This is a genomic window from Paenibacillus sp. F024 (genome assembly GCF_057814255.1).
The window spans coordinates 130,188-152,249 of the sequence record NZ_JBVASZ010000004.1 but is presented as its reverse complement, the minus strand read 5'-3'; the positions used below and the strand labels follow the sequence as shown (position 1 = coordinate 152,249).

The following is a 22,062-nucleotide window of genomic DNA, read 5'->3' as shown; positions in this document are numbered from 1 at the left end:
AGCGGGCAAGAGCATCCACTCTGTCCGTTTTTGGCATGGCTGCTGGCCTAGACGGTGAGGTAATACGCCAATAAACCGAAGGCTGAGAGCCGTGATGGCGACATGTCTGACACATAGCCTCGTACGTTTTTACTCGTGCGCTTTCAATGGATAAGCAGCAGCGGTTCCTCTTCATCCATCCTCCAAAAATATCAATGCGCGCAAATATTGAAAAAATACAGATAAGTGAGATAATAGAAAAAGCATTACTTAATAGAATGAGGGGGACAACATGGAAGCGAGTGTCGATATTGTCGTGCGTTTTTCGGAGTTGGACATGAATGGTCATGTCAATAACGCGAAGTATCTGGAATACTTGGAATGGGCCCGCGAGGAATTTTATGCGCAAGGGGAAAAGGAATTCGGTGGATTCGAAGCTCTCGGTATCCATCCGGTCGTCGTAAACGTAAATATCAGCTACCGGAAAGAATGCAAAAAGGGCGATCGGCTTACGGCCAAAGCCATAACGGAAAAAGTGGGTCGTACCAGCTTCGTCATCAGGCAGGAGATTTACAATCAACGGGGAGAGCTGTGCGCCGATGCTTTGGTGACGAGCGTAACGGTTGATAATGCTACGGGCAAGAGCTGTGAAGTGCCCGAGGGCTTCCGTACATTGTTCACCTGAGGAGGATCTCTTAATCAAGAGATGTGAGGAATGAAAGGTGGTTGTCCCCAAAGCGGTCTATTGATCGGGACTGCAGTGGATATCATTCTATTTTTACAGGACCTCGCCCGTACGGACTGGCGACGGAGAACTGGCCTTACAAAGAAACAACCCTGTACGCGCGAACGGTACAGGGTTGTTTTGCATTATCTGTGGCAAAAGAAGGATTCGATGCGGCGCAAATCGAGGCCGAAGAAAACCCAATGCCCGAAAGGTCCTCGGCCGAACCACCGGAAACCGGATATAGAGTTGCGGCCGACAAAGGTAAGGTACATCCAATACTGTTCTCCGTTGGTTTGCCAGATATACACGAAACGAAACAGGCAGTTCCGAATTCCGCCCGGATCGACGGCATATGATGTTGCAGCCTGTTTTTGCGGTGTGTAGGCTGGCGGAGGAGTTTGAGGCGCTCCCGTTTGGCCTGCTCCATGGGGCGGTGATGGGGGAACTGCACTCGGCTGGAACACAGGGGATGAGCCTGGCTGCCCTTCTGGGGTACCGCCCGGCATGCCCCCTGGCAATCCGCCTGGCATGCCGCCTGGCAATCCGCCTGGCATGCCGCCCGGCAATCCGCCTGGCATCCCGCCTGGCATGCCGCCCGGCAATCCGCCTGGCAATCCGCCCGGCATCCCGCCTGGCATGCCGCCCGGCAATCCGCCTGGCAATCCGCCTGGCATGCCGCCCGGCAATCCGCCCGGCAATCCGCCTGGCAATCCGCCCGGCATCCCGCCCGGCATCCCGCCTGGCATGCCCCCAGGCATGCCGCCTGGCAATCCGCCTGGCAATCCGCCCGGCAATCCGCCTGGCATGCCGCCCGGCATCCCGCCCGGCATCCCGCCTGGCATGCCCCCAGGCATGCCGCCTGGCAATCCGCCTGGCATGCCGCCTGGCAATCCGCCTGGCATGCCGCCTGGCAATCCGCCTGGCATGCCGCCCGGCAATCCGCCTGGCAATCCGCCTGGCAATCCGCCCGGCAATCCGCCCGGCATCCCGCCCGGCATCCCGCCTGGCAATCCGCCCGGCATGCCGCCCGGCAATCCGCCCGGCATCCCGCCTGGCAATCCGCCCGGCATCCCTCCCGGAAATCCGCCTGGCAATCCGCCTGGCATGCCCCCTGGTAATCCGCCCGGAAATCCGCCTGGCAATCCGCCTGGCATGCCCCCTGGTAATCCGCCCGGAAACCCGCCCGGCAAGCCGGGGATTAAACTCCGATACGGATCGCAACAAGAACAGAAATAAGCCATCTGGACATCTCCTTTTCACTTAAGTAGGCAGACGCTATGTACGAATGCCTATTGACAGTACCAATATATGTTAAAGGTACTTAAAGGTGACTAAGAAAAGGAGGATGCCTGCACGTTTTCATCCGCTTAGTCTATTTCCGTGAGGCGGCTTGACGTATGCATCAGATGAGAAACATAGCTGCGATTGTCGTTGCGATCAGTCCCAAGATAACCGGTTTCAGGTTGCGTCTTGCCAGTTCGAATGGATCGATACCGCAAATGGCGGCTGCAGGGATCAGTGCCCATGGGATCAGCGTGCCGCCGCCAACCCAGATCGCAGCGATTTGTCCGAGAGCGGTCAGTGTGGCAATGCCGCTGCCGATCGCGGTGGAGAACAGATTAGCGATGGAGCCAGCAAGAGAGATGCCCGAGAAGCCGGAGCCGTCAAGCCCCGTGATGGCGCCTACTGTTGTCAGTGTAATGGCACCTGCCGCTTGATTCAGCGGAACCGTATTAGCCAGTGCAGAACCAAGATCGTTCACGAGTCCATGGGAGCCTTCGGGCAAAACATTCCCAAATATATCCAATAAAGCGGAGTCTCCCAAGTAAAAGAATGCGGCAATGGGGATGACGGGCCCGAATATCCGGAAGCCGAACAGGAAGCCTTCGATCAAATCGCCGGTCGTCCGCTCCAGCGCTTGCCCGCCATGAGCCAGCAGCGAGATGAGCAGCATTGCAAGCAGTGCAGTTCCACCGACTAACGCCGTAGCGTCGCCGCCCTGCAGATCGAATGCGAACATCGCTGCGACGTCGGCGGCGAACAGCAGCGGAATCAGAATGGCCAGCATTCTTTTGCTCATCGGAGTTAGCCTTGAGGGCTGCTCTTCGGTCATCCGAAGTGATGGGTCGTCCGCTGCCTGGCTGCCGGCCGGGAGCTTGCCGCTTCGCATGTCTCGCCTCAGCATCCAGAACGCGGTGACAGTCGTAACGGCACCCATCACGATGACCAGAGGTACGCTCGCTTCCAATACATCGGCGACGGGAATGCCTGCAGCATCGGCGGTCAGCTTCGGCGCACCTTGAATAATGTAATCACCCGAAAGCGCAATGCCGTGCCCGAACAGGTTCATGGCCATCGCCACTCCTAAAGCCGGTAAGCCTGCCCGCAGCGCCACCGGCAGCAGAACGGCCCCTACCAGGGCGACTGCAGGAGAAGGCCAGAAAAACCAGGACATCACCATCATTACGATACCGATGACCCAGTAGGCTAACGAGGGCGACCGAATCAGACGGGCAAACGGCGAAATCATAACTTCATTGATGCCAGTGCGCGTCAATACTTTACTCATCGAAACAATGATCGAGATAATCAGAATAGTGCCTAACAGCTCTTTAATCGCATAAATAAAACTGTTGAAAACCCCGCTAACTGAAGCGTGCAGAGATTGCGTTGAGAGAAGGCCAAGGACCAGAATGCCAACAATACACACCATGCTTGTGTCCCGCCTCATCACCATAAACCCGATAATCAGCAAAATAAAAATAAGATATACCCAGTGCAGCGAAATTAACGAAACGTCCATACCCGCTCGCCTCCATAAGACAAAAGCCTAATTACTTTTGTAATACAGCGTATGCAGAGCGGTTGAAAGGGTGAGAACATGCTCTAAGTTCCGACAGCTTGCTTCCGCTTTAATTGGTTGAGATTCACCCCATATACACGGCGAAAGTTGAAAGGTTCGGTATAAGATCACCATAAATACAAAAAAAGCAGGCTGCCGCGCTGCTTTTTGTTTTGAAAAGTAAATCTATATTTTGAGAATATCTTATGGTTCTCATTTCTTGCTATACGCTTGCTGATGAAATTGGGTAATGAAGCGAAAAAGGCTTTGTCCATTGTCCGGAATACGGAAATCGTGATGGAAACTCAAGTACATGGCCCGGTATGGCTCGGGAACCCAAACGTAGTGGTGAACATATTCGGTTAACCGGAATCCGCATTGTTCCCAAAAGCCGATACGCCGGATATGGCCCGGGGTGGCTTCGGCTTCGATTTCGATGACAATTCCTTTACAATGGGCCGTGGTTTCAGCCCAGTTTTGAATATAGCCGGCAAAAAGCTTCCCATAGCCATTCCACCGAAAACCTTCCTTGACCGCAAGATAATCGAGGACCAGCATCTGCGTGTTCTTGCTTATGCCGCTAAGGGCCATAGCTATCATTTCCCTGCCCAAGGTCATCGTGTGCAGGAAGCACATGCGCTTGTCAAACATGCGGCGGATGATGGTACGGCTCTTTCTGGAGCCTTCGGAAAACGCTTGGTTGTATATGCGTTCCGCCTCATTCCAAAGAGCTTCATCCCATTCAGCAGTAGTGTGATAGTTCACAAGTAGATCCTTGGCTTTCATCATTTACACGGTTTGCAGGATAAATTTCTCCACAACATGCTTAATTCCGTCGTCATTGTTGCTCAGTGTAACGTAATCGGCTATTTCCTTCAGTGCATCAACGGCATTTCCCATCGCAACACCGAGCCCTGCGACCTCCAGCATTTCACGGTCGTTCCAGCTGTCGCCGATCGCGATGACCTGAGAAAGCTCCAAGCCGAAATGCTCCGCCAGATGCGTTAATGCGTGCCCCTTGGTTCCCTCCGCATGGACGATTTCCAGAAAATGAGGCTTTGATTTCGTAATATGCACGCTGCCGCCCACAAGCTCGCGCAGTGGGGGGGCTATCCTGTCCAATTCCTCCGGATCGTCGATGATCAGCAGTTTGGCTGACGGCATGGAGACAAGCTTTTCAAAATCCGGGCAAACCGTATACGGAATTTTCGACAGTGCCGCGTAAGCTTCAGCCTTTTCATTGCTTTCCTTCACATACAGCACATCGTCCACGTAAGTTTGCAGATGCAGGCCGCGGCTTTCGCAGTATTCAAAAATGGTCCGAGCGGCTTCCAAAGGTATGGTGCGTTCGTACAGCACCTGGCCGTCGAGCGCGTTCTTGACCAGCGATCCCATATAGGTAATCAGCGGAACATTCAGCGAGAGCTGAGCCGCCAGCTGCTTGGCGGAAGCATACATGCGCCCGGTGGCCAGCGTGACGATCACCCCTTGAGATAATGCGGCGGCCAGCGCCTGTTTGGTGCCTTCTGTAATTTGTTTCTCATCATTAATCAGCGTATCGTCGATATCAATAGCAAGCATTTTGTACATGGACACTACCCACCCCTATTTCCTCTAATTTCTTCATTATATCTTAAGCCGGGGAGGATGAAAACGACCCGAAAAATTTGTCCAATTTTGTCGAATAATGATTTATAATAGATTCACAACGCTTGTTAACTTTAGTATCTCATGAGAGGGATGCCTACTTATGCAGGTGTACAATTGGAATAGCAAAGTCTTGGCCTGTATGCTTCTTTATTTATTCAGTTACGCCGTAATGCATTATGTAAGCCCGCAAACGTATAACCTGTATTACGCCGCGGATATGATTCCGGCAGCTTTATCCTTGGCCATGCTGGTGTTTTCCTACCGCCGTCATCTAGGGAGCATCAAGGTGTTTTGGCTGCTGATCGCGCTCGGTTCAGGCTGCTATATTGGGGCATCGTCTTCATTGATCTTTAGCAGCTGGGAACTGCACATGGAGGGATTAAACCTAAGCCCGGCACAAATCTTTTGGCACCTTCAGGCATTTTTATATCTCATCGCTATGTTTTATATAATGTTCAAGGAGAAAAACGTTTCTCAAGGCATCCGTTTTTTATACGACTCCTTTATCATTATGCTGGTGAGTGGAACGGTTTTCTGGGAATTTATCATCCGGCCGAATATGAAGTTTATGCTGGAAAGCTCATCCTGGGCAAGCATTGTGAATGCTTTACTGTATCCGGTTGTAGATTTCGGTATCATCATGTGCTTGTTTATGGTTTATTTTGCCTATCAGCCTTTGTTTCCTTATAAGTCGCTGCTTCTGTTTACTTCCGGAATCGTATTGTTTGTCATTGCGGACCTGATGTATTTTTCTGATGTTTCTCTGGGTACGTATGAAAAGGGCGTCTGGTATGATCCGTTATGGTCTATTGCATTGGTAGCGGTCGGCTATTCGGGTGTTTATTCTTTGCATAAAACGATAAATCCCGAATCCGCTTACTTCTCGATTAAAGGAAAAATACGAAAGCTTCGTCTGATTATTCCGTATATGTGTTTACTTCTTTTATTTCCGCTGATGGCCGATCGCATTCGTTCCATTGACGGGGTGGTGGTCGGTACATTCCTTGCGTTGGTGCTCATCGTAATCCGACAAATCACGGTTTTGATGGAAAACGACGTTCTGGTTCTGAAGCTGAAGCAGATGCTCCGAAGCAGCGAGTTTTTGGCCGAACATGATGAACTCTCGAAGCTTCCCAATAAACGTCTGTTTGAGCGCAAGGTGAATGAGGCGATCAAGGAAGCTGAAGCTTCCGGGGAGCGGTTGGCGGTGTTTTTTATGGATCTGGACCGGTTTAAATATATCAACGACAGTTTGGGGCACGCAGCAGGAGATCAGTTGATTCAGCAGGTGTCCAAGCGTATCGTTCAGGCCGTTTCGGAAAAACATTTGGTCGCCAGAATGGGCGGGGACGAGTTTACGCTCCTGATCCGAGGGTTTGATACAAAGCAGGAGTTGACCAAGCTCGCGTCTTTCATTATTCAGGACATCGCAAGACCATTTCGGATTGGTGATCATGCCGTTCGGACAAGCACCAGTATCGGGATTGCGGTATACCCTGAAGACAGTATGGATAAGTCCGAGCTCATGAAGCACGCCGATATGGCTATGTACAGGGCCAAGGAGCTCGGAGGTTCCCGGTCGCAATTCTTTACCCGGGCGATGATGAATCAAATGCAAAGCATGATGACGATGGAACGAGACCTTCGGCAAGCGCTGGATAACCGTGAACTCGTCCTGTATTATCAGCCGCAGGTATGTTCTCATACAGGCCGCATCGTGGGGGTCGAGGCTCTGCTTCGCTGGAACAGGAACGGCGCAGGCCTGGTTTCCCCGTCGGAGTTTATTCAGCTGGCTGAAGAAACTGGATTGATTGTTCCCATGGGCGAATGGGTGCTGCGCACGGCATGCCTTGAGGCGGCACAATGGAGGAGGCAGGAAACGTCTCCTCTGAAATTGGCTGTGAATGTATCGCCTAAACAGCTGATTCAAGCCGATTTTGTAGAACATGTTGCCGGAATATTGGCGGAGTCGGGAATAGACTCCGGCCGCTTGGTTATTGAAATCACCGAGGGAGTCGCCTTGCTCGATACGGAAGAGACGGCGAATGCACTGCTCGGATTGAAGGCGCTGGGACTGCAGGTTACGATGGACGATTTCGGCACAGGGTATTGTTCTCTGGGGTATTTACACACTTTTCAGCTCGACGGCATTAAGATCGCACAATCCTTCGTAGGTCAAATGACGGAAAATGATCAGGATGCAAGTATTGTCAGGGCGATCATGGCTATGGCCCAAAGCCTCAACCTGACTGTTGTAGCAGAAGGGGTGGAAACGCGCGAGCAGTTCATCCTGCTCAAGGAAATCAACGCCGATTGCGTCGTACAGGGCTATTATTTTCATAAGCCTATGCCTTTGGAGGAGCTTATTCAGCTTTTGGAAGCCGTTGACGCAACTACCGGAGAGTTCTGAGCTTGGCAAAACAATAGGCAGGATCGGCATGAACCGTATTTGCGGATAAGCAGACGGTTTGTGCCGAATTTTTTCAGATCCTTTCTGGTCCCGAATTTCTCGATGACGGTCTCGTTGCTCCACTGGTTTTCTATGATAAAAGTATGCCTGCTTTTCCCCAGTTTAAGAGGCTGCACGATTGTCCCGGCGGTTTTTCCCAATGTTCGAGCGGCCTTAGCCGGCTTCTCAGTCTGTTAGCATCGCCGAAGTGCCATATTTTCACTATATAACGTTTCCTGTACCCCGATAGTCACCGCGCACCTAATCCAGCCTAAGCTGAAACATTGGAAATCACATAAAGCACTCGCTGCTTGTCATCAATCTATACAGGGCTTCGCCTGGCATGCCGGCCGCTGACCTAAGGTGTTCCGCATGCTCGAGCGGTGTCAAACAAAGAACGCAGCAAGCGCTGCGCGAAAAGCATTGTCATATGAGCGGACACATTTTCCAATCATCATCAAGTAATGACTACAGGCACCGATAAAGTCAAACCGCTTTTAATTCCTATCGTGATGGTTTAAGTTGACAATGCGTTGGTTGAAGTGTATATTTATCTTAAATTAAAGATATTTAAATTTAAGCCATAATGGTTGGGGATGAAAAAAATGAATGAAGTAAAAGAGTCCCAGCTTTTAAATAACAGGGAGCTATCGCTAAAATTGCTGGTTGTGCTTTCCAAAGCCTATAAAGTCGTTATGGACCGCGCCATGAGAGACATGAAAAAACATGGTCTTTCCGCAACGGAGTTTACCGTGCTGGAGCTGCTGTATCATAAGGGAAGAATTCCGCTTCAGCAAATCGGCGATAAGATTTTGGTGACCAGCGGCAGCATCACCTACAATATCGATAAGCTGGAAAAGAAGGGATATTTGAGCCGTGTTCCTTGCTCCGAGGATCGCCGAGTGACGTATGCCGTGATTACCGATGCGGGAACGGAATTATTCCAGACGATTTTTCCGGATCATGCCGACGTGATCGAGTCCATTATGCAGGGGCTCACACCGAAGGAAAAGGCAGAGGCCATCGGATTGTTAAAGAAGCTGGGGCTGGAAGCCCAGAAGACTGTTTAACCGGTAAGGTGTTACAAAGCAAAGATTAGATCATATAAAATAGGAGAGTGAACCTTATGTCACAACAAACCGCAGGAATTCATCATATTACGGCCTTTGTTTCAGACGCTCAGGACAATGTGGACTTTTACGCCGGGGTGCTGGCTCTTCGACTCGTCAAAAAGACGATCAACTTTGATGCGCCGGAAGTGTATCACTTATATTTTGGTAATGAGGTAGGCAGCCCGGGTACCGCGATTACATTTTTCCCGTGGGCGAATGCGCGGCGGGGAAGGATTGGAGGAGGTCAGGTCGGATTCACCACGTTTGTCGTGCCGCAGGGCGCGCTCGGCTTCTGGGAAGAACGACTGCAGAAATTCAGTATTCCTTTTACACGGACGGAAAGGTTTTCTGAAGTGTATCTTCAATTTGAGGACAGAGACGGCCTGCAGCTGGAAATTGTCGAGCGGGAGGAAGGTCCCAGGAGTCAGTGGTCATTCGGAGGGGTGACGCCGGACAAAGCGATCAAAGGCTTCGGAGGGGCCGTGCTTTACAGTCATGCGCCTGACAAAACCATGAATCTGCTGCAGCAGGTGATGGGCCTTGAAAAGATAGGCCGGGAAGGCGGCTTTGTCCGTTTTAAAGCCATAGGCGATCTGGGGAATGTGATCGATATCAATGCTGAGCCCGTAGGTTCAGGAGTCGGCGGAGCGGGTACTGTACATCATATTGCATGGCGCGCGAAGGATGATCAGGACCATCAGCTATGGAGAAATCATATTCTTCAGAACGGGTTTCAACCGACACCCATTGTAGACCGGCAGTATTTCAATGCGATTTATTTCCGCGAAGAAGGGGGAATTCTCTTTGAAATAGCTACGGATCCGCCGGGGTTTGCGCTGGATGAGCCGGCTGATGCGTTGGGCGAAAAGCTGATGCTTCCCGAGTGGTATGAACCTCACCGCGCCGCCATCGAACAAGGACTGCCGCCTATTCAAATTCGTGTTTTGGGAGAGGATAAGTGATGAAGCATATTTTTAAAAAAGGAACCGATTCTGCGCTGCCGGCGCTGGTGCTTTTACACGGAACAGGAGGAACCGAGAACGATTTACTGCCGCTGGCCGGGATCATTGCACCGGCTGCATCCGTGTTGAGCGTAAGAGGCAATGTACTTGAGAACGGCATGCCGAGGTTTTTCAGACGACTGGCGGAAGGCGTATTTGATGAAGAGGATCTGCTGTTCAGGACCCAGGAGCTGGGCGATTTTCTGGACCAGGCCGCCGGCGAATACGGGCTCGATCGTCAAAATATGGTAGCCGTCGGATACTCCAATGGAGCCAATATCGCGGGGAGTCTCTTATTTCATCACAAGGGCTCTTTAAAAGGCGCCGTTCTTCATCATCCGATGGTGCCGCGCCGCGGGGTAGAGCTGCCGGATCTGTCGGGCACACCGATCTTTATCGGTGCGGGAAGAAACGATCCGATCTGCCCTCCGCAGGAAACCGAAGATTTACAGCACCTGCTGGAAGGTGCCGGAGCAGCCGTTGCCCTACATTGGGAAAATCAGGGCCATCAGCTGACGAGCTCGGAGGTTCATGCGGCTGCAGCTTGGTTCAATCAGCATTTTACAAAACAATAATGAACGCGGGCTATGGTGCCGAAAGGAGAATGAACTTGATATCAATCGATCCTGCCAGCCAAAGCGAAAGGGATAACTATAAGCTATTGATAGGGAGCATTATACCTAGGCCTGTTGCGTTTGTGACTACCCTCTCCAAAGAGGGGGTGCTGAACGCGGCCCCATTCAGTTATTTTAATATCGTTACGGCGAATCCTCCGATGGTTTCCGTATCGGTACAGCGCAAGCAGGGCTTACCCAAAGATACCGCTAGAAATGCGCAGGATACAGGCGCTTTTGTCGTTCATATCAGTGACGAATCGTATATTGAGCAAATTAACCAAACGGCCGCTAATTTGGGTCCGGAGGAGAGCGAGGTTCAGCTTGCCGGTCTTACTCCTGTCCCAAGCGGGAAAATATCGGTACCTGGTGTAGCTGAGGCGAAAATCAGAATGGAATGCGTGCTTGAACGTTCCATTCCGCTTGGAGGCTCCGAAGAGTCGCCCGCTTGCGATTTGTTAATCGGCCGCGTCGTATGCTTTCATATAGCGGAGGAGCTGGTTCGAAACGGTCATATTGATCCGGAGGGGCTTAAGCCGGTAAGCCGGCTTGCCGGCAGCAGCTACAGCAAGCTGGGTGAAATCTTTTCATTGGAACGTCCTGTATAGATCAAGAAATGATTCTAATGATGCCGAGGAGATTATATTGAACTACAAGAAGCTGGCTGGAGAAAAAGCAGTGGAATTGGTGAAGCCGGGCATGACATTGGGTCTTGGTACAGGATCAACCGTATTTTGGACCATTCAAAAGCTTGGCGAGCTCGTGAAGCAAGGGCTGCAGATTCGTGGTGTGCCTACTTCTCATCAAACCGAAATGCTGGCCCGACAAGCAGGCATACCGCTAATCAACCTCGACGGCGTGGAACAGCTGGATCTCACCATTGACGGGGCTGACGAAATCAGCCCCGATCTGAATTTGATCAAGGGCGGGGGTGGGGCGCTGCTTCGCGAAAAGCTGGTAGCGGCTTCATCCCGGCGTTTCATTATTGTGGCGGATCATTCCAAACGGGTACCCGAGCTGGGCGGATTTTTACTGCCGGTTGAAGTGATCCCTTTTGCATGGGAAAAAACCCTCCGAAGAATCAAGGCGTTAGAATGTATCCCTGCCATAAGATTATCGGAATCAGGTCTTCTGTATCAAACGGATAACGGCAATTATATTGTCGATTGCGACTTCAAGGTCATTTCCCACCCATTGGCTTTACATCACAAGCTGAAGCTGCTCACAGGCGTAGTAGAAACCGGGCTTTTCGTAGGCATGGCCGATACGGTCATTATAGCGGGTCCGGATGGTGTTGAGCTTTTCACCGGATGGCGATAACCCGACCAAAGTGAGGCGGACCCCAAAAAAAGAGACCCGCAAGCAACGGGCCGCGGGTCTAAAGGGTTATATATAAAAAAAGGGGGGTCACTAATAAGTATAGACGGTTTATATTAAAGAACGATGATAATAACATTTCAATTCGATTACAAATTTCATCCGTTTGTTTCGTCCCATTGTAACAATCTCACATCCCATGACGGTTCCTACAGCTCCCAACAGTATGATAGCGTCGATCCCGTTGATTTATAGGACTAAACGGTGATCGATATAAACCAGCAAATGATATAAACGTAGAGTGTACACTCGTTGACATTCGTCCGTGTTGAAACTATAATAGTTACAACAAGAGGGTGAAACATATGAAAAAAATGAGCAGCCGGTTTTCGATCGCGGTCCACATCTTGTCGCTCGTGTCGCTGAGCACCGTGCCATGTACATCAGAGTTCATTGCGGGAAGCGTAAATACGAATCCGGTCATTATTCGAAGAATCATCGGACAGCTGAAGAATGCCGGTATGGTTTATGTAAAGGCTGGAACCGGAGGAACCTATCTGCGCAAAGGACTCGACGAAATCACTTTGCTTGATGTCTATAAAGCGGTTGAGGTAGCCGAGAAGGGCGATCTGTTTAACTTCCACGAGCATCCTAATCCGGTTTGTCCGGTTGGGGCCAACATTGAATCGGTACTGCGAAAGAATATGCTGGAGGCCCAATCAGCCATGGAGCAGCAGTTGGCTCAAGTGACATTAAAGCAGCTGGTGACGGAACTTAGCGAGAAAAAAGGCTCTTGAAAGAGCTCATTTTTTTCATAAAGTTGTAACCAATATGGTTCTATGTATTTTTTTACATTAGTTGTAACCGTATTGGTTATAATGAATTCACCCTATGAATTAATATTCCAATGAAGGGAAGGATTTTCTCATGTCCATTTTAATTACCGGCGCTACAGGTGAACTCGGAGGTCTGGTGATTCAGCACCTGCTTAAGAAGGTACCTGCCAATCAAATCGTCGCGGTGGTGCGTAACGTAGATAAGGCCGCCAATCTCGTCAGGCTTGGAGTGGAAGTACGTCACGGGGATTATTTAAGCCCTGAATCTCTTCAAAAAGCGTTTGCAGGCGCCGATAAATTGCTCTTTATTTCCAGCCCGGATTCGGATGATACGCTGCGGATCGTTCAACATGCGAATGTCGTAAAAGCGGCCAGAGATGCAGGCGTAAAACATATTTCCTACACCGGCTTCGCTTTTGCCGAGGAGTCCAATATTCCTCTTGCTCATGTGCATTTGGCTACGGAGCAAATGATTCGTACGACGAATATTCCTTATACCTTCCTGCGCAACGCTTTGTACACGGAGGTGTTTGTGAACCCGGGTCTGCGCGCATCCCTGGAGCATGGCGCCATCGTTACGAATACGGGCAGCGGAAGACTGAATACGGCAACCCGCAGTGATCTGGCTCTGGCGGCCGCGGCGGTCCTTGCAGAGGAAGGCCATGAGAACAAGACATATAATCTGGTTTCGAATCAAACCTGGAGCTACGATGAGCTTGCTCAAATCGTCTCCGAAGCGGCAGGTAAAAACATCGTACACCAGCCCGTATCCTTTGAAGAGGAGAAAAATATTCTGATGGGCGCCGGTTTTCCCGAGCCTGTTGCCGTCCTTTTTGCCGGTATTTATCAAGCCGTTTCTCAAGGCGAGACGTCCAAAACGGCAGACGATCTTAAGAAGCTTATTGGCGAAGAGACTCCTTTGAAAGAGACCGTACAACAAGCTTTGCAAGGATAATGATTTCATCTTACAAATGAATTGCAACAAAAACAGGTCACCGTTCGTCTGACATGGTGACCTGCTTTATTTACCGCTTTTTCATCTCAAAAAATTCACAGGCATTGCGTTGGTGATACGTCACGTCGCTGACACCGGACTGGGTGACAATGGATGTATCGGTAAACCGGATGATCATTACACCCGAATCCACAATGTGGTCATCTTGAAAAACACGGATGGGGGCCTGCCGTTCCATCGCTTCCTGGAAGTCTTGATCGGTCAATAATCTTCGTTGAGCCATGACTTGGTTCTCCTTGATCGTCAGTATAAGTTACGTTAGGTTTTGTGCATAAATAAACGGAGCAGATCTCGGTGCTGGTTTTTCGCCGTATGAAATTTTCTATATCATAGATGGGGCTTAATAGTACTGTCAAGTTCAGCAACCGATGGTGCGGCGTTAGATTAGGTTAGGTATAGAGGAGAGTAGAAATGAAACAAAATAACAACGCGGCGTTGATCATGCTGATGGTTAACATGTTTATCGCCATGCTCGGGATTGGATTGATTATACCCGTACTGCCGGATTTTTTGAAGGCCTTTGGCGCCGCAGGCAAAGCGGCCGGATATCTGGTTGCAGCCATGGGCTTAACTCAGTTTTTGTTTTCACCTCTTGCGGGGGAATGGTCGGATAAGTACGGCCGAAAGCTGATGATTGTGTCAGGGCTTGCGCTTTTCAGCTTTTCTAATTTTTTATTCGCTGTAGCTCACGAGATGTGGCTGTTATACGTTTCGCGCTTGATCGGGGGCATTGGGGCCGCGGCCATGATACCCTCTATGCTGGCGTATGTAGCCGACATTACCAGTGAAGAAAATCGGGGCAAAGGTCTTGGGCTGCTGGGAGCCGCGATGTCGCTTGGCTTTGTTATCGGACCCGGAATCGGCGGGTTTCTTGCCGAGCTTGGCATTCGCGCTCCCTTCTATGTCTCCGCAGCCGTAGGGGCCTTCGCGATGCTGCTTTCCATAACATTGCTTAAGGAGACCCGATCTCTTGAGCAGCGGCAGGCGGCCAGACTTTCGACCGGACGGAAAGAGAACATTTGGCGGCAGTTCGGCAAATCGTTCAAAGCGCCGTATTTGATTTTGCTGGTGCTCATTTTCACGCTGACATTCGGTCTTGCTAATTTTGAAGCGGTCTTTCCGCTGTTTGTGGATCATAAATACAGCTATACCTCCCGCGATATTGCGGTGCTTATTACGGTAGGCGCCTTGATCGGCGCGGTGGTTCAAGCGGTGCTCATCGGCAGGCTGATCAACCGTTTCGGAGAAAAGCTGCTGATCAACTCGACGTTTTTATTATCCGCCGTATCGTTGGTGCTGATGCTGTTGTCGGGTAACTTCTGGTACATGCTTGTGCTTACGGCATTATTCTTCTCGTTTACGTCCATTCTGCGTCCTGCGATCAATACGCTGCTTTCGAAAATGGCGGGCGATGAGCAGGGATTTGTTGCGGGCATGAACAATGCTTATATGAGCGTCGGCAATATTTTCGGTCCGGCGGTGGCCGGGATTTTGTTTGATATTCATGTTAATATTCCTTATCTGTTCGGGGCACTGGTTCTGATCCTCAGCTTGACCATGTCACTAAGCTGGGGCAGAAGCAAGATGAACGCAGCGGTCAGGTAAAGTGTTTGTTGTAAAAGACAGGGTAAGGCATGTGGGGTCCGGAGTGAACCTGACAGCTCGCTATCCCTGTCTTTTTGTTACCGTCATATAAATGCAACATTCCTTCGGAGGGCCTCGTTTAGGATAATAAAGATGAACAAGGAGGAAGGTACAATGAAAAAAATCATACTCTCCCTCGCGGCGGCATCCTTGATGGTTTCGGCGCTATCAATCGCTCAAGCCAATGCCTATTCCGGGATAGACGAGGAGGGAACAATCCATGTCATCAGCGGGGATGTCACTCCGTTGGATATTACCGTTACGATTACGGGTGAAGAAGAAGTATACGATTCTGCGTCCCTTGACCGTAAAACGGGCGTTTCACTATCTCCTCAAACCGTACGTGCAACCGGACTTGATAATGCTTTTTTTAAAATCCATACCTGGCTGGGGGAAAAATGGATTTTTCCGAAAAATAAAATCATTTATAATCTGGAGCCTTTCCAACAAGAATTGCTCTTGCCCACGGTAACGCCGATCTTTGACTTTCCAAATGGTAATGAACATCGAGCCGGGGAACTGAATCCGCAAACCGTTACATCTTTTGAAAGGGCCGCCGGGGGCTGGTATCACATTCAAACCTGGCTCGGAGATCAATGGATCAATCCGGCAATCGCTTTACCCAAAGATCTGGAAAAATCGAATCGCACCCTTGATTTGGTACTCGATACCGCCGTTTTACAATATCCCAGTAAGCATGCAAAGGTGATGGGAACCATACGGCCGCAAGCCGTCACGTCCTATGAACAAACGAAGACGGGCTGGTATCATATCCGCAGTTCCGTAGGAGACGGATGGATTGAAGTGGACCAGAGTCATCTCCCGCAAAAAGTGGATGAAGTGATTCAATTGGACAAGGAAACGGCATTGTATTCCAGTCCGGTTGGCGGTTGGCTTGCCAAATTATCGCCGCAGCCGGTCAAGGCCCATTTGAAATGGAACAACTGGTATCGAATCCATACCTGGCTTGGGGATGCCTGGATTATTGTTGATCCAAGGAATTGACACGGACAACCCCTGTAGCTTATGATGAGATTAATCACACGTGAGAAGTTCACGTCTTGCTTGAAAGCCCTTGCAAGATCCGTGAATGTAAGACGGCAGCACCACCCTACAATGAAATATAAACGCTGAGAAACTTGTTGAACTCTGATCCACAGAGCGGCGAAGCAGGTTTAAGCCAGCACGATCATTCGGTTGTTGAATGATGTGCTGGCTTTTTGCGTTTTATCGTTCATCGATGAGGCGGTGCCCTTATCATAAAAATGTTCATAGGAGGAATGGGTTATGAGTATGTTGGCAAGCAAACGGGATATGACTTTCGTGCAGAAGCATCCGGGGTTTGAAATCACTCCCCATCCGGAGCATTCGCGGCTGTATCATATTGTGCTGGATAGCGGCCTGCTGCAAACGTTTTTCTCCTCGATTCGGGAGGTGAATGCGCAAGCGCTTGAATATGTGCCCTACATGCGGTTGGTATTGGCCGGAAAAATGCTTGAATTGTTCGGAACACCGCTGGGCGAGGCTATACGGGGCATCCTGCATGACCGTCACACCGGCGGATTCACCATCGGGGTTCAGGAGCAAACGATGGAATCGGAAGACTATGTCAAATTCGGTACGGCCATCAGCCATTTGGCCGGGATTCCTAACTTTGACGCCATGACCGGCACCTACTACGCCCGTTTCACCGTCAAGGATACGGACAATAGCGATTCTTATTTGCGCCAGGCTTACCGTCTGTTCACACTGCACACGGACGGGACGTATGTGGATGAAGTGACCGATTGGCTGCTGATGATGAAGTTTGAGGAGCGCAATGCGATCGGCGGGGAATCGCGTATTTTACACCTGGACGATTGGGAGGAGCTGGAGAGGTTCAGCAATCATCCCCTGGCTTCTTATCCGTTCACCTACAAATCGCCGCCAAGCAAAAACGAGGGCATCACATTGAAGCAAAAAACGTTTTTTAAACGCAGCAACGGGATTTGCATCTGCTTTATCGATCAATTCGCTTATCCCGATACGATCGAGCAGGCCGTCTATCTTCAAGAAATGTCGAACTCCATGGAGAATAGCCCGGCCACGATTGCGCTGCCCTTGCCCGTCGGACAGCTGATTATGCTGAACAATACGTTTTGGCTGCACGGAAGGGCGCCGTTTGAAAAGCATCCTGAGCTGTACAGGGAGCTGATGCGTCAACGCGGCAGCTTCTCAACAATTTAACACTTCATAAAAGGAGCCCTTTGTCCAAGTGATGCGTTAGGCGTTGGACAAAGGGCTTTGGCACACGGGGCGGATCAGGCTTTTCCCTTGATGTGTTCGTACTGCAAATGCAAGTCTTTCAAGGCGGCGGCCAAAGCGTTGGCAGCCCGGCCGCGGTAATGATGCTGAAGGACTTTGATCGGCTCTTCTATGCCGTCTTGAAGACTGAAGCCTTTTAACAGGCTGCTGACATAATCCCGTCCATGTTCTGTGGCCAGCGTGCAGGAGGCCTCCAGAATCACGCCGTATTTTTTGTCGATCTCCGCGGTGATGGTAAGCGAGTCATAAACATTTTTGGCGGCCATGCCTGTAGGCAGCTTGGCGTGTCCTGCGATAAACAAAGTGTTTATCGGAAACATGAATGAATACCTCCGCATCATGAATGAGATTTGCCGATCATTCTCCCTACCCCATGAATTTTCTCCAGAATGAGGATCAATGCCGCCGAGATAAAAATAACAATACCGGAAACGGATGCGATGAGCGGGCTGTAAGCATCCTGCATTTGAGAGAAGACCTCCAATGGAAGCGTTCGCATACCAGGCGATACCATAAATAGGGATACTGTAACATTATCAAAAGAAGTGAGAAAAGAAAATAGCGCTCCCGATAAAATCGCCGGTCGAATCAAAGGCAGTGTGACTTTCCAGAACACCGTCATGGGTTTGGCTCCCAGGATCATAGCCGCTCTTTCCAGCGTGTAATCGAAGCCGCTTAGCCCGGTGATGACGAACCGGACGACATAGGGCACGCAAATAATAATGTGTGCGATCAGAAACCCGGTGGACGTTCCCGAGAGAAGCATCGGGGTAAAATAAATGAGCAAAGCGACGCCTAATACCAGCTGCGGGACCGTTAATGGAGCCGTAAGCAGCGATACCAGATACGTTTTGCCGGGAATCTCATATTTCGCTAATGCGAGGGCGGCAAGGGTGCCAAGCACGACCGAGATGAAGGAGGCCAGGAACGCAAACCTGACGCTGTTCCAAAACGCCTCAATATATTCGGGACGATGCAGCAGCATCGTATACCACTGTACCGAAAAGCCTTGCGGCGGAAAGCTTGGGAAGCTTGCCCGAGTGAAGGAGGCCGGAATGATAACGAGCAGCGGAAGAAGGATATAGACGACCACCAGCACGGCAGCAAAAACCCGGACTTTACCCGCTATTTTCATCAACGGAACACCTCCTTAAATCTTCCTTTTTCAAACATGCGAGTAAATACGGTCACCATAATCAGCGTAATGCCAAGCAGTACATACGAGATCGCAGAGCCGTAGGTCCAGCGCAGTAAATGAAGGATTTGATCATAGACCACCACAGGCATCATCGGCACGTTGGGGCCGCCCATCAGGGCCGGCGTCACATAAGAGCTCATCGACATGCTGAAGACAAGAGCGACTCCGGATACGATGCCCGGAAGACTGAGCGGCAGCGTGACGGATAGAAAAGTACGAAACGGATGGGCTCCAAGAATGGCGCTTGCTTTTTCCAGCGAAGGATCGATATTGTATAAGCTGGTTGCAATCGCCAGGATCATAAACGGCAAATAAGCGTTGGACATCCCGATGATGACCCCGATCTCGGAAAATAACAGCTTCACAGGGGAGTCAACGATACGAAGGGAGGTCAGGAGCTGGTTTACGGTTCCGTTGGGCGTGAGCAGCAAAAACCAGCCGAAATTTCTCACTACGATACTGACAAGCAGCGGCGAGGCTACGAGCAGAGCAAGCAGCCCTCTTACGCCGGGTGAGCATTTGGACATCGTTAAGGCTACCGGATAACCGAGAATCAGCGAGACGATCACGGTGTATACGCTGATTTTGATCGTAAGCCAAAGGGAATTCATATAATAAGGGTCCGTAAAAAAATGAATATAGTTCGCAATGCCGTACGCTGCATGGCCCGACGCTTCGTCAACCTCAATAAAGCTTAAATAAAAGATATAAAGCATAGGCACGACAAAAAATCCAATAATGAAAATCAAGAGCGGGGCCAGCATCAGCCATCCGGGAGCCAGTCTTTTACGGCCCGCGCTTTTTTGGGGCAGATCGGGCCGGGAAGAAGGCTGAACTCCCGCGTCTATGTTTTGATCAGCATGACGTCCGACGGTTTCCATCCGATCCTCACCTCGCTTCCGATCGTCCAAGCGGGATCCATATCGCTGCATTGCACCTGTAAAACATCACCTTGGAACAAGGTGAGGATTTCCCACGAGGATCCCAAATAATTCATTTGCGTGATGCGCACGGTATGAAGATCGTATTCCGAATCGGAGATCGTTCCGATCCCCACTTTCTCCGGCCGGATATAGAGCTTGACCTGATCCCCGACGGAGCAAACGCGATTTGTCCCCATCACATTGCCGGCTTCCACAAGCATCCGTTCACCATTTTCCCGCTGCACCGTAATGATGTTCGCGTCGATATGGGCAATCGTTCCATGCATGCTATTGGATTTCCCGATAAAGTTGAATACAAATTCGCTTTTGGGGTTCGCGTAAATTTCTGTGGGCGTTCCTACCTGTTCTACTTTTCCACGATCCATAATGACGATCCGGTCCGACATCGACAGGGCTTCTTCCTGATCGTGCGTGACGAATATCGTGGTAACGCCTACATCCTTTTGCAGACGCTTGATTTCCATCCGCAGCTCTTGGCGCAATTTGGCATCCAGATTGCTCAACGGCTCGTCGAGCAGCAGCAGCTTCGGCTGGACCACCAGCGCCCGGGCAATCGCTACGCGCTGTCGTTGGCCTCCGGATAGCTCCCTCGGATAACGCTGCTCGAGTCCCGTCATTTTCACAATCTCCAACGCATTCTTAATTCGGCCGGCACTTTCCGTTTTGTTGACTTTATGCAGCTTAAGCCCGAATTCCAGGTTTTCGTAAACCGTCATATGCGGAAAGAGGGAATATCCCTGGAACACCATGCCCAAGCCGCGTTTATAGGGCGGAACGCCGTTCATCCGTTTTCCTTTAATGTACAGTTCTCCTTGGTCGGCATCGATAAAGCCGGCAATCAAATTGAGCGTTGTGGTTTTTCCGCAGCCGGAAGGGCCAAGCAGGGTGAGCAATTCACCCTGCCTGACATCGAGATCTACGCCGCCCAGCACAACATTGGATCCGAATTTTTTATAGGCACCCCGAATTTCCACGTCGTTCATCATTTGCTGCATAGGTTACCTCCGCTATCGCTTATTTTTTTACGCTTTTCCCAAGCTCGGGAGTAACTTCCTTCGTCCATCTGTCCATCCAGGCAGCGCGAATTTCAGAAAGCTTTTTGATATCCGGACGGTACACCTTGTCGGAGTCCTTGATCCCGATCGAAGCATCATATTTTTCGGGAATTTTCATTCCTTGCAGGACGGGGTAAAAGCCGCTTTCGGAAATGAGCTTTTGCGATTCTTCGGAAATTAAATAATTCAGAAACTGAATGGCTTCAGCCTTGTGCGGCGCGTTTTTGACGACCGTTGCGTTAAAGGCCTGGAGAGGAGCTCCCTCTTTGGGAATGACCATTTTTAACGGCACTCCGGATTCAGCCAGATCAGCAATGGCGTAGCTGCCCATCACGGTGACATCTGCAGCACCCTGCTGCATGGCGGGCATCATCTGCGTCGAGTTTTTATAGAAGGTGTCCGAATAGCGGGCCAGCTCTTTCGCTTTTTCCAGTCCGGGCTCCATATTGTCCAAGCTGCCGCCGTTAGCGAGGGCCAGATTATACAGTGTGGTGAAGCTCCAGTCGTTGGCGATATCGGAATAAGCGGTTTTTCCCTTGTATTCGGCGCGTATTAAATCGTTCCAGGAGGTAATCGGAGCGATGCCGTTTTGCTCGAATGCTTTCGTGTTGTATGCGGGCGCAATCACCAGGCCGAAAGCAGGGACGCCCATGTTATCTACCGCGACGAAGCGGGAATCAAGCCGCTTCATGTTGGGAACGGTCGCTTCGTCAAGCGGCTCGACCAAACCTTTCTCTGCTGCACGCTGTACGTCAAGGGGAACGTAAACCGCCACATCCAACTGGGGCGCATTTTTTTGGAGCTCCACTTTGGACAGAATCTCTCCCGACAAGGCGGAGAGGAAATTGACTTTAATCCCGGTTTCCTCTCTGAATTTGGGCGCAATGACATCGCGGATCGCTTTTTCAATTTTCCCTCCGTTGGCCGCAACCGTGATTTCTTTATTCGAGGATGCTGCCGGAGCCTGGGAAGACGGATTTGAATTGTTTGAGGTGCTAGGAGCAGGAACGCCACATCCTGCAAGCGCTGTCAAAACAGAAATGAGTCCAATGCTTAGCCATTTTTTCATGAATACTTTCCTCCCGATTTTCAATTAAGGTACATGGCCTACATGATTCGCCATTTGTAAAAGCGCTTTCGAAAAGCCTGACCCGCCCTCCTTTATCACTTTATAAGATTTTTTTCTACACCGTAAATAAATAAGCAAATTTCATGCCAATGGATTTTTCCGCTGAATTCCCGTTGTCCCAAAAGGGGGCAGCAATTTTTGCCGCTGCTGCTCTTGAAAAACGGCAGTTTTTGCCTATTGTAGGGGTGAACCGGCTGAATCGGCCGGAAAAGATGGCTCTTTTCCGCACCTTTTTAAAATGCTATC

General features: G+C 50.4%; 22 protein-coding genes. 12 read left to right on the top strand and 10 right to left on the bottom strand.

Annotation, left to right across the window (positions count from 1 at the left end; all coding sequences use genetic code 11):
• Window positions 1-271 precede the first annotated feature (271 nt).
• A complete protein-coding gene (locus ACZYR9_RS07015) occupies window positions 272-664 on the top strand; it encodes an acyl-CoA thioesterase (RefSeq protein WP_488977745.1) in 393 nt (130 codons plus the stop codon).
• Window positions 665-849: 185 nt separating this feature from the next.
• On the opposite strand, the gene ACZYR9_RS07010 is transcribed toward ACZYR9_RS07015, so the two are convergent.
• The 4 genes from ACZYR9_RS07010 to ACZYR9_RS06995 all read right to left on the bottom strand — a co-directional run bounded on the left by ACZYR9_RS07010 (window position 850) and on the right by ACZYR9_RS06995 (window position 5,138).
• A complete protein-coding gene (locus ACZYR9_RS07010) occupies window positions 850-1,947 on the bottom strand; it encodes a hypothetical protein (protein WP_488977744.1) in 1,098 nt (365 codons plus the stop codon).
• A gap of 161 nt (window positions 1,948-2,108) precedes the next feature.
• Window positions 2,109-3,509, bottom strand: a complete 1,401-nt coding sequence (locus ACZYR9_RS07005; protein ID WP_488977743.1) for a hypothetical protein — start codon at window positions 3,507-3,509, stop codon at window positions 2,109-2,111.
• Window positions 3,510-3,761: 252 nt separating this feature from the next.
• Window positions 3,762-4,313, bottom strand: a complete 552-nt coding sequence (locus tag ACZYR9_RS07000) for a GNAT family N-acetyltransferase (protein WP_488977742.1) — start codon at window positions 4,311-4,313, stop codon at window positions 3,762-3,764.
• Window positions 4,314-4,337: 24 nt separating this feature from the next.
• Window positions 4,338-5,138, bottom strand: coding sequence for a Cof-type HAD-IIB family hydrolase (locus ACZYR9_RS06995; protein WP_488977741.1), 801 nt, complete (start codon window positions 5,136-5,138; stop codon window positions 4,338-4,340).
• 160 nt (window positions 5,139-5,298) lie between these two features.
• Here ACZYR9_RS06995 and ACZYR9_RS06990 point away from each other — a divergent pair, with 160 nt between their 5' ends.
• From ACZYR9_RS06990 to ACZYR9_RS06955, 8 genes are all read left to right on the top strand, one after another.
• Window positions 5,299-7,608, top strand: a complete 2,310-nt coding sequence (locus ACZYR9_RS06990) for a putative bifunctional diguanylate cyclase/phosphodiesterase (protein ID WP_488977740.1) — start codon at window positions 5,299-5,301, stop codon at window positions 7,606-7,608.
• Window positions 7,609-8,252: 644 nt separating this feature from the next.
• Window positions 8,253-8,717, top strand: coding sequence for a MarR family winged helix-turn-helix transcriptional regulator (locus tag ACZYR9_RS06985; protein ID WP_488977739.1), 465 nt, complete (start codon window positions 8,253-8,255; stop codon window positions 8,715-8,717).
• Window positions 8,718-8,773: 56 nt separating this feature from the next.
• Window positions 8,774-9,721 (top strand): ring-cleaving dioxygenase, encoded by a 948-nt coding sequence (locus ACZYR9_RS06980; protein WP_488977738.1) that lies wholly within the window; start codon window positions 8,774-8,776, stop codon window positions 9,719-9,721.
• Window positions 9,721-10,335, top strand: a complete 615-nt coding sequence (locus ACZYR9_RS06975) for an alpha/beta hydrolase (protein WP_488977737.1) — start codon at window positions 9,721-9,723, stop codon at window positions 10,333-10,335. The genes ACZYR9_RS06980 and ACZYR9_RS06975 overlap by 1 nt, the downstream gene beginning before the upstream one ends.
• A gap of 35 nt (window positions 10,336-10,370) precedes the next feature.
• The gene (locus tag ACZYR9_RS06970; RefSeq protein WP_488977736.1) at window positions 10,371-10,982 is read left to right on the top strand and encodes a flavin reductase family protein; all 612 of its coding nucleotides are present in this window, start codon (window positions 10,371-10,373) and stop codon (window positions 10,980-10,982) included.
• Between the two features lie 37 nt (window positions 10,983-11,019).
• The gene (gene rpiA, locus ACZYR9_RS06965) at window positions 11,020-11,694 is read left to right on the top strand and encodes a ribose-5-phosphate isomerase RpiA (RefSeq protein WP_488977735.1); all 675 of its coding nucleotides are present in this window, start codon (window positions 11,020-11,022) and stop codon (window positions 11,692-11,694) included.
• A 362-nt stretch (window positions 11,695-12,056) separates the two neighbouring features.
• Window positions 12,057-12,488, top strand: coding sequence for an Rrf2 family transcriptional regulator (locus tag ACZYR9_RS06960; RefSeq protein WP_488977734.1), 432 nt, complete (start codon window positions 12,057-12,059; stop codon window positions 12,486-12,488).
• 130 nt (window positions 12,489-12,618) lie between these two features.
• Window positions 12,619-13,482 (top strand): SDR family oxidoreductase, encoded by an 864-nt coding sequence (locus ACZYR9_RS06955; RefSeq protein WP_488977733.1) that lies wholly within the window; start codon window positions 12,619-12,621, stop codon window positions 13,480-13,482.
• A gap of 70 nt (window positions 13,483-13,552) precedes the next feature.
• Here the strand turns inward: ACZYR9_RS06955 and ACZYR9_RS06950 are convergent, their stop codons facing one another.
• Window positions 13,553-13,765, bottom strand: coding sequence for a hypothetical protein (locus ACZYR9_RS06950; protein WP_488977732.1), 213 nt, complete (start codon window positions 13,763-13,765; stop codon window positions 13,553-13,555).
• 188 nt (window positions 13,766-13,953) lie between these two features.
• Here ACZYR9_RS06950 and ACZYR9_RS06945 point away from each other — a divergent pair, with 188 nt between their 5' ends.
• The 3 genes from ACZYR9_RS06945 to glaH all read left to right on the top strand — a co-directional run bounded on the left by ACZYR9_RS06945 (window position 13,954) and on the right by glaH (window position 17,412).
• On the top strand, window positions 13,954-15,147 hold the full coding sequence (locus ACZYR9_RS06945) for an MFS transporter (RefSeq protein WP_488977731.1): 1,194 nt from the start codon (window positions 13,954-13,956) through the stop codon (window positions 15,145-15,147).
• A 153-nt stretch (window positions 15,148-15,300) separates the two neighbouring features.
• Window positions 15,301-16,191: a hypothetical protein gene (locus tag ACZYR9_RS06940; protein ID WP_488977730.1), complete on the top strand. Its 891-nt coding sequence runs from the start codon at window positions 15,301-15,303 to the stop codon at window positions 16,189-16,191.
• 282 nt (window positions 16,192-16,473) lie between these two features.
• Window positions 16,474-17,412: a glutarate dioxygenase GlaH gene (gene glaH / locus ACZYR9_RS06935; RefSeq protein WP_488977729.1), complete on the top strand. Its 939-nt coding sequence runs from the start codon at window positions 16,474-16,476 to the stop codon at window positions 17,410-17,412.
• A 74-nt stretch (window positions 17,413-17,486) separates the two neighbouring features.
• On the opposite strand, the gene ACZYR9_RS06930 is transcribed toward glaH, so the two are convergent.
• From ACZYR9_RS06930 to ACZYR9_RS06910, 5 genes are all read right to left on the bottom strand, one after another.
• The gene (locus ACZYR9_RS06930) at window positions 17,487-17,810 is read right to left on the bottom strand and encodes a DUF3870 domain-containing protein (RefSeq protein WP_488977728.1); all 324 of its coding nucleotides are present in this window, start codon (window positions 17,808-17,810) and stop codon (window positions 17,487-17,489) included.
• A gap of 17 nt (window positions 17,811-17,827) precedes the next feature.
• Entirely contained in the window at window positions 17,828-18,625 is a 798-nt protein-coding gene (locus tag ACZYR9_RS06925) for an ABC transporter permease (RefSeq protein WP_488977809.1), read from the bottom strand.
• On the bottom strand, window positions 18,625-19,452 hold the full coding sequence (locus ACZYR9_RS06920) for an ABC transporter permease (protein ID WP_488977808.1): 828 nt from the start codon (window positions 19,450-19,452) through the stop codon (window positions 18,625-18,627). Before ACZYR9_RS06920 ends, ACZYR9_RS06925 begins: the two co-directional genes overlap by 1 nt.
• An 80-nt stretch (window positions 19,453-19,532) precedes the next feature.
• Window positions 19,533-20,627, bottom strand: a complete 1,095-nt coding sequence (locus ACZYR9_RS06915) for an ABC transporter ATP-binding protein (protein WP_488977727.1) — start codon at window positions 20,625-20,627, stop codon at window positions 19,533-19,535.
• A gap of 19 nt (window positions 20,628-20,646) precedes the next feature.
• A complete protein-coding gene (locus ACZYR9_RS06910; RefSeq protein ID WP_488977726.1) occupies window positions 20,647-21,756 on the bottom strand; it encodes an ABC transporter substrate-binding protein in 1,110 nt (369 codons plus the stop codon).
• Window positions 21,757-22,062: the final 306 nt, after the last annotated feature.

Bases quoted from the DNA above. Each gene is read 5' to 3' on its own strand.
- ACZYR9_RS07015 (WP_488977745.1), top strand. From the start codon at position 272: ATGGAAGCGAGTGTCGATATTGTCGTGCGTTTTTCGGAGTTGGACATG.
- ACZYR9_RS07010 (WP_488977744.1), bottom strand. From the start codon at position 1,947: ATGGCTTATTTCTGTTCTTGTTGCGATCCGTATCGGAGTTTAATCCCC.
- ACZYR9_RS07005 (WP_488977743.1), bottom strand. From the start codon at position 3,509: ATGGACGTTTCGTTAATTTCGCTGCACTGGGTATATCTTATTTTTATT.
- ACZYR9_RS06995 (WP_488977741.1), bottom strand. From the start codon at position 5,138: ATGTACAAAATGCTTGCTATTGATATCGACGATACGCTGATTAATGAT.
- ACZYR9_RS06990 (WP_488977740.1), top strand. From the start codon at position 5,299: ATGCAGGTGTACAATTGGAATAGCAAAGTCTTGGCCTGTATGCTTCTT.
- ACZYR9_RS06985 (WP_488977739.1), top strand. From the start codon at position 8,253: ATGAATGAAGTAAAAGAGTCCCAGCTTTTAAATAACAGGGAGCTATCG.
- ACZYR9_RS06980 (WP_488977738.1), top strand. From the start codon at position 8,774: ATGTCACAACAAACCGCAGGAATTCATCATATTACGGCCTTTGTTTCA.
- ACZYR9_RS06975 (WP_488977737.1), top strand. From the start codon at position 9,721: ATGAAGCATATTTTTAAAAAAGGAACCGATTCTGCGCTGCCGGCGCTG.
- ACZYR9_RS06960 (WP_488977734.1), top strand. From the start codon at position 12,057: ATGAAAAAAATGAGCAGCCGGTTTTCGATCGCGGTCCACATCTTGTCG.
- ACZYR9_RS06955 (WP_488977733.1), top strand. From the start codon at position 12,619: ATGTCCATTTTAATTACCGGCGCTACAGGTGAACTCGGAGGTCTGGTG.
- ACZYR9_RS06950 (WP_488977732.1), bottom strand. From the start codon at position 13,765: ATGGCTCAACGAAGATTATTGACCGATCAAGACTTCCAGGAAGCGATG.
- ACZYR9_RS06945 (WP_488977731.1), top strand. From the start codon at position 13,954: ATGAAACAAAATAACAACGCGGCGTTGATCATGCTGATGGTTAACATG.
- ACZYR9_RS06940 (WP_488977730.1), top strand. From the start codon at position 15,301: ATGAAAAAAATCATACTCTCCCTCGCGGCGGCATCCTTGATGGTTTCG.
- glaH (WP_488977729.1), top strand. From the start codon at position 16,474: ATGAGTATGTTGGCAAGCAAACGGGATATGACTTTCGTGCAGAAGCAT.
- ACZYR9_RS06930 (WP_488977728.1), bottom strand. From the start codon at position 17,810: ATGTTTCCGATAAACACTTTGTTTATCGCAGGACACGCCAAGCTGCCT.
- ACZYR9_RS06925 (WP_488977809.1), bottom strand. From the start codon at position 18,625: ATGAAAATAGCGGGTAAAGTCCGGGTTTTTGCTGCCGTGCTGGTGGTC.
- ACZYR9_RS06920 (WP_488977808.1), bottom strand. From the start codon at position 19,452: ATGCTGGCCCCGCTCTTGATTTTCATTATTGGATTTTTTGTCGTGCCT.
- ACZYR9_RS06915 (WP_488977727.1), bottom strand. From the start codon at position 20,627: ATGCAGCAAATGATGAACGACGTGGAAATTCGGGGTGCCTATAAAAAA.
- ACZYR9_RS06910 (WP_488977726.1), bottom strand. From the start codon at position 21,756: ATGAAAAAATGGCTAAGCATTGGACTCATTTCTGTTTTGACAGCGCTT.